The organism is Mesorhizobium sp. M0029 (assembly GCF_040323735.1).
GTDB lineage: Bacteria > Pseudomonadota > Alphaproteobacteria > Rhizobiales > Rhizobiaceae > Mesorhizobium.
Genome location: NZ_JAMYVF010000052.1, coordinates 1 through 6,710 on the forward strand (window position 1 = coordinate 1; position 6,710 = coordinate 6,710).

The 6,710-nt window shown below is 60.1% G+C and carries 3 protein-coding genes; all 3 read right to left on the minus strand.

The window, feature by feature from the left end; genetic code table 11:
• Positions 1–485: 485 nt before the first annotated feature.
• The 3 genes from NKJ76_RS32085 to bluB all read right to left on the minus strand — a co-directional run bounded on the left by NKJ76_RS32085 (position 486) and on the right by bluB (position 4,529).
• The gene (locus NKJ76_RS32085; protein ID WP_031197535.1) at positions 486–740 is read right to left on the minus strand and encodes a helix-turn-helix domain-containing protein; all 255 of its coding nucleotides are present in this window, start codon (positions 738–740) and stop codon (positions 486–488) included.
• Positions 741–1,191: 451 nt separating this feature from the next.
• Positions 1,192–3,012, minus strand: coding sequence for a glutamine--fructose-6-phosphate transaminase (isomerizing) (glmS, locus tag NKJ76_RS32090; RefSeq protein WP_023708077.1), 1,821 nt, complete (start codon positions 3,010–3,012; stop codon positions 1,192–1,194).
• Positions 3,013–3,893: 881 nt separating this feature from the next.
• Positions 3,894–4,529, minus strand: coding sequence for a 5,6-dimethylbenzimidazole synthase (gene bluB, locus NKJ76_RS32095; RefSeq protein WP_023690605.1), 636 nt, complete (start codon positions 4,527–4,529; stop codon positions 3,894–3,896).
• Positions 4,530–6,710 lie beyond the last annotated feature (2,181 nt).

Here is a 6,710-nt window from a genome sequence, read left to right on the forward strand (position 1 = left end):
CCCGCTCGCCGCCGCGCCCCGCCTCCTGCCCCTCCTCACGCCTGACCACGCGCCCGCGGGCGCCCGGCGGGGGGGGGGGCGGCGCCCCCCCCCCGCCCCCCCCACGCCACTCACGAAGAGCGGCCCCTTTTCGTGGTTCGAACGCCCATAGTCAACCCGGAAACGTCAGGATGCCCGCCATGGTACTTTCAGAGCGGCGCGACTCGCCATGTTGGACGATTCAGCCTAGGAGTAGCCCCTCTCGTAGGCCGAGTTGATGCTCAAGCCAGCATCGCCTTGCCGAACTAGGAAGAGTTCGCCGTTACAATCCTTCGTCGCGAGCCGATGCCGTCGTGCACGTTTCGTAGCACTCCGGGCGGCTATATCGCTTGTTGTTCGGCGAGCTGCGCCAGAAGGCATTCGCATCAAATCGACTCAAGCGTCGACATCAGCCGCAAGCTTCACATCACAACAGCTAGTCCACCCATTGCAGATCATCCGACTGATCAGGCGGCGTCCGAAATGTCCAACTCCGACTCAAGAATTCCCACAGGTATGGAAAGCGATTTCGCTATCCGATCCCGATAGCCCTTGCTGTACCTCAGACCTCGCTCGATGTTTTGGATTTCCTCAGCGGCCAGCCCGCACGCGACGGCCAGGTCGTCGATCGAATATCCAAGGTGCTCGCGATAAGCGCGGACGATGTGGGTTCCCTGGGACATAGCCGTCAAGACTGGTTCGGGAATGCGCGAATCCTTCATAAACATCTCCAAGAACTGGGAGCTCCCTCAGAGATTCCTCCCGAGGCGCACACCTAGCAAATAAAAAAAATGGTCGTCCATTCGGCCGAACCGGCCTCATGCATGGGATGGGCCGCTGAATTGGCCGGGCCGGAATATGGCGGCTCACCTGCTTCTGATCAAGTATCAAGACTGCCCGTGCTGAGAGCCTGGTCGGCGTAGCGCATGCGACCTGCGATCCTTCGTGGACCATTCTCGCCGATGGCTTTCTTGAACAGCAACTCGAACTTTCGGCACGGACACTGCTTCCTTCGGCAATCTCCACCGGCGAGGCAGCGAAGGACCCGCTCGTAACCGCTACCGAGTTTCACAATTGCAGCAAACAATGGTCATCTGGTTTCATCCGGGCTTCGGATCCAGACAAGGGGTACCGCTTTCCTGGAGGCGCATCGCCACCTGTACAGGTTCACAATCATTCGACCGTGACCGATTTTGCGAGATTGCGCGGCTGGTCTACATCCGTCCCCATGAAGAGCGCCGTGTGGTAGGCTAGAAGCTGTATCGGGAGCGAGAAGATCATTGGCGCGATAATCTCGTCGACAACCGGCAGCACGAGCGTGTGCATGGTTTCGAGTTTCGATACGGCTGCCCCTTTTTCATCGGTGATGAGGATAATCCGCCCTCCACGGGCAGCCACTTCCTGCATGTTGGAAACGGTCTTGTCGAAAAGACGGTCATGGGGCGCGATGACGATCACTGGCATGTTCTCGTCTATCAAGGCGATCGGCCCGTGCTTCAATTCACCCGCTGCATAGCCCTCGGCATGGATGTAGGAAATCTCCTTGAGCTTCAGCGCACCTTCCATCGCTAGCGGGAAGCTGGTGCCACGGCCGAGATACAGGACGTCACGACACTTTGACAGTTCGCGCGACAAGAACTCGATTTCCGGCTGGATGCACTCGAGTACGTGGCCCATCACGCGCGGCAATTCGGCGAGGCTCCTGACGAGCGCCTGCAGCTCGTCTTCGGGGACGGTCCCGCGGGCTCTGGCCGCGCCGATGGCGAGTGCTGCTAGAACGGCAAGCTGGCAGGTAAAAGCCTTGGTAGAGGCGACGCCGATCTCCGGTCCGGCAAGGATCGGGAAAACCGTATCGGCCTCCCGAGCGATGGTCGATTCGCAGGCATTGACGATAGCGCCAATTTTCAGCCCACGCTCCTTGCAGTACCTCAATGACGCAAGCGTATCGGCGGTTTCGCCGGACTGCGAGATGAAAAGAGCCGCCGACTGCGGCGGCAACGGGATCTCGCGGTAACGGAATTCGGACGCAACGTCGATTTCAACCGTCAGGCGCGCATAGCGCTCGAACCAGTATTTTCCGATCAGTCCGGCGAAATAGGCGGTCCCGCAGGCAGAGATCGCCAAGCTCGGGACCTTGGCGAAATCAATGCCAGGAACCATGTCGCGACTGTCTATGATGTTAATGTAATGATGGAGAGCATGGGCTATGACCTCGGGCTGCTCGTAAATCTCCTTCTCCATGAAGTGGCGATGGTTGCCCTTGTTGGCGAGATCGGCCGCGGCCGTGGAGATATGGCGCGGACGCTCGACGGGACGGCCGTCGACATCGAAGATATGGGCGCCCGAATTGCCGACAACGGCCCAGTCGCCGTCGATGAGATAGGTAATTTCATTGGTGAAGGGAGCAAGGGCGATCGCGTCGGAGCCCAGGAACATCTCGCCGTCGCCGTGGCCGATCGCGAGCGGTGGTCCGTTGCGCGCCGCCGTGATGGTCGACGGTTCATCTTCGAAGAGGATGGCAAGCGCATAAGCGCCCTTGACGCGTTTCAGCATGGCACGCGTGGCCTCTTGCGGCCTCATGCCCTCTCGGCGGTATCTTGCCAAGAGATGCCCAACGACCTCGGTGTCGGTGTCGGTCTGGAACTCGGCGCCATCCGCCGCCAATTCGTCCTTCAGCTCGGTGAAATTCTCGATGATGCCGTTATGGACTACGGCGACACCGTCGCTAAAGTGCGGGTGCGCATTGCGTTCGGTCGAGGCCCCGTGGGTTGCCCAACGCGTGTGGCCGATGCCGACGTTGCCGCTCAGCGGCTCTTCCTTCAGTCGCGTCTCGAGATTGACGAGCTTGCCCTCGGCGCGCCGGCGGTGCAAGGCACCCTCGATGATCGTCGCAACGCCGGCGGAATCATAGCCGCGATATTCCAAACCCTTCAACGCGCCGATCAACCGATCCGACACCGGCTGTTGCCCAACGATGCCAACAATCCCGCACATGTTCGTCTCCGCATCTTTGCGGGCAGCACCAGCCCACGCGAGACGGATACCCGTCCGGCCGCTTTAAGTGGCGGCCTTGTAGTGGAATTCCATAATATTGGTAAAATTGATTGTTGTGATAACTACCATCCACCCGATGGATAGGTCGGCCGCTGTGGAGCCACGACCCAAACTTCTATTCGCGCCTGACGCTCTTATGAGGATCGCAAACTCACACCCGCGGCAGGATCACGGCCTCGGAAAGGCCAGGAGGCCTTGGACAGTGGACGGACGACGGGCCTGCGACCCCTTGTCAGGCAGTCGGCATCTAGGAGCATGGTGCCGCCGACTTGGGCATCGGCGATGGTCTGTCTTGGCGACAGCCTGAGTTCGCTTCAGGACCGTCGTCTTCTCGCGCGGCTGCCGGTGTCAGTTGACGATAACAAATGTCCGCCGGGGGCGAGCGCCTCGCGCACGGCACGTGCCAGCCGCGGTCGGTCCGGGACGCCGTCGAGGCGTTGGCCGTGAAGACTCGACGGGGCGTGACACCAGAGTAGCGAGTTCGTAGCGCGTAGCCGGCGACGAATTCGCAATTGGTCGCGCCGGCGCCGGTCAGCCGGCGCTGCGCGGCCTCCAGTTGGTCGGCGTAGTGCGACGACATGGCGGGCGATCGTGGCGATCGGCACAGCCGCCCCGCAACAGAGGTCGACCACCTCCATGCCCGGCTTCAGCCCGGTTGTCGCAAGCGCCATCTTCGCTGCGGTCGCGCTTGTCATGCTGCTCTTTCCTGGCCTTTGCAAGAACACGAACCTCGGCTTCGGTCGGAATGGCAATGTGGCGAAGGGCGACCCGATCTGCGTCAAGCTCATCGCCAAGGAAGAGGCGAATGATGGGCAGCCCCACTACCGCCTGATCACCACCGGCGGCCGCCGATGTTCCCAGCATTCGCGTTCCAAGGTCGGTATGTCGTGCTCCTCGCTGGCATAGCCGAGGCAGAAATAGCCGATCAGCGTCCATTCGGGCGGCGTGTCGAGAATTTCGGCCATCTCGGTCGCATCGAGGATCGACACCCAGCCCATGCCGATGCCCTCCGCCCGCGCCGCCACCCACAGTGTGTGCACTGCCATGACGGCCGAATAGTCGATGGTCGCCGCCATGGTCATGCGACCGAGCCCATGGCCTTGCCGGGTCGTGCGGTCGGCGAAGACCGCGAACTGACAGGGCGCCTCGTCGAGCCCGGCAAGCTTCAGCCGGGCATAGAGTGCGGCGCGCTCTCCCGAAAAGCGCGTGAGCGCCTCGGCATTGCAGCGCTCGAAGCAGTCTCTCACGGCAGTGCGCCGCTTGAGGCTGTCGACGACTACGAAGCGCCAGGGCTGGCTGAGGCCAACGGAGGGCGCAGTGCTGGCGAGCTCGAGCAGGCGTTCCAGCGTACCCTCCGGCAGAGCCGTCGGCTCGAAGCGCCGCACATCCCTGCGCCAGCGCAGCAGCGTGATCAGCCCGGAGCGAAAATCGTCGGTGAAATCTGGAGGTGACGGCATGGCGGTCTGGTTAGGTATGTATTGGACACTAGGGAGTACAGTGTGGACAGCCTACTGCCCATTGCCAAGCTGGCTTGTTGCGTCCGACAATCGCGTCATGCGGCCCCAACCGCAAACGATAGAAAAATGTTTCCTGGTGGGCGGCGCTATTACGATGCAATCGACCAAGCCCGTTTCGATCAGCTCGCACGGCGGTGAATCGCGTACCAGGCCGTTGATAGATGCGCCATTGACACTCAGGCGCACCCGTATCGCTCACCAGGCCTCGGAATGCGGAGAACGTCGGCCTGGAACGCGGAGACTGCGACAGGCGTCTCAGCTTGCATATACTCGTCCTGCCGCACCGCCTGCAACTCAGTTTGCTTCCGACCACGTCGGCCTCGACGTCCCCGAAGATTCCCCAGGTCATTCGGCCGATATCATCGTCTGACATCATAGCGCCGCAGCGGACAGCACCAGCTGCCCAGTTTCATTTGGGGCATCGCTGAGCTTCCAGTCGCCACCGCAATTTCGTCTTCCACCAGCGTCAGGCCTGACCCAAATTGCAGCTCATCCCTCTCACAGTCAATTCGCGCTTGAATTATCTGTTCTACTTTCGTTCACTGTTCGGACGACACATTAGAAAGAGCTGGAATGGAATCTATCATCAGCCCCTCGATAGCCGCCAAAGGTGGCCGCTGTTCAAGCCCGCCGAAAAGATTGGATGCCGTTCACAAGGAGAGAGCATCAGTGGGACCATGCCGGCACCATGGATGGGCTGGTGCCGTCATGAAGTTGGAGGGCGACTTGCCTCCTCTAGCCGTTTTCGCAACCTATTCCGTCGCCGTCTCGGTCAAGATCATAGATATCGGTGCCTACGACAGAGACCGGCCCGTGTACGTATGCGGGACCATTGCCCTTTCCGGAGGAACAGTCGACATCGCTGGCGATTGGAACACAGGCGCCTGTGTAGTTAGGGTCGCAGGATTCTTGGCCATGAGCGCTGCTGATGAAGGACGCCAGACCCAGAGCGACCGCGCCTAGACGATGAAACCGCATCAAACACCCGCCAGCTAACACCCAAGAAATCTTAGCGGGCGTTTTAGCTCCATGCAATATTAGCGCTGGCTTGGGCGCCTATATATCACCACCAAGCTCCAAAGAGATAAGTTATTGCCCCACTGCAATGATCAAGATCGCGTTGAGGGCGCACGATGGCGGGCTACTTGATTTCGGTTTGGCAGATGCGTGGCCAAAGACCGACGCGTGCTGCCAGGCATATGCATCTTCGGCGGGGTTTGACTTTTGATATTGCTAGGCAGGAAGGTCGCTAGCCGTACAGACCAGCTTATTACCGAGGTCGAGAATCCTAGTACCGATCGCTGGTAGTGCATCCACAGCAGTCTGATTTGACAGCCGTCGTCGAGCCGGAGTTCGCATCGCCCTCTGCGGTGAGGCCTCCGTAAGCGTCTGCGACGACCGACAGAGTCGACAAGCACGCGCTTCGTTCAGCGCCCCGAGGTGATCATGGCTGAAAGCGGCCCTACAAGGGCGGCCGATAGTAGCCTTCAAGGCCTACAAGAGGCAAACGCTGTGGAATCGTGTGCAGGGCGAGGTCGGCGGCCCGGTCCCGAAGGAGCATAAGAAGAACAAGGCCGAATGGCTGAAGCCGGGACTGGTCCGCCGGTCACGAGGTCGGAGGGCGAAGAGAAGCTGCGCCTCGCGAGGCTACGGATTTCTGGGAGGATAACCAAAGAGCGCGGCCAGTCTTAGGTATATTGTACGATTGTTACCCAAGCGGCGGCCGCATGGACTCTCATCATCTTGGAACTACATTGTCAGAATGGCACAGCTCTTTGAATCCGCCCCAATGAGCGCTTCATTTCAGATGATCGTGGACCACTATGAGACAGCGGTTTCACTCCAGGAGCGCATTGTAACTCGCGCTCGACAAGTCGGCTTGGCGACCAAAAGCGATGACGAATTTCTGGAGCATCTGAATGCCGCGTTAGAGCGGGTGCGCCAAAGCTTGGCTCGGGCCGATTAACGTAATTGATTAAAAAATGGGACAACCGCGGTCGGCAGGCATACAGTGTGCCATCGACGGCAACTCTAAGGGCGTCCGTCGGCTGTGAGCGATCAACATGCTTCCGCCCCAATAGGGAGAGGGAGCTATGACAGACTCCAGTTCACGAACTCACA

What these genes read in the sequence shown, in the direction of transcription:
- bluB (WP_023690605.1), bottom strand. Translation starts at nt 4,529, where the DNA reads ATGCCGTCACCTCCAGATTTCACCGACGATTTTCGCTCCGGGCTGATC.
- NKJ76_RS32085 (WP_031197535.1), bottom strand. Translation starts at nt 740, where the DNA reads ATGAAGGATTCGCGCATTCCCGAACCAGTCTTGACGGCTATGTCCCAG.
- glmS (WP_023708077.1), bottom strand. Translation starts at nt 3,012, where the DNA reads ATGTGCGGGATTGTTGGCATCGTTGGGCAACAGCCGGTGTCGGATCGG.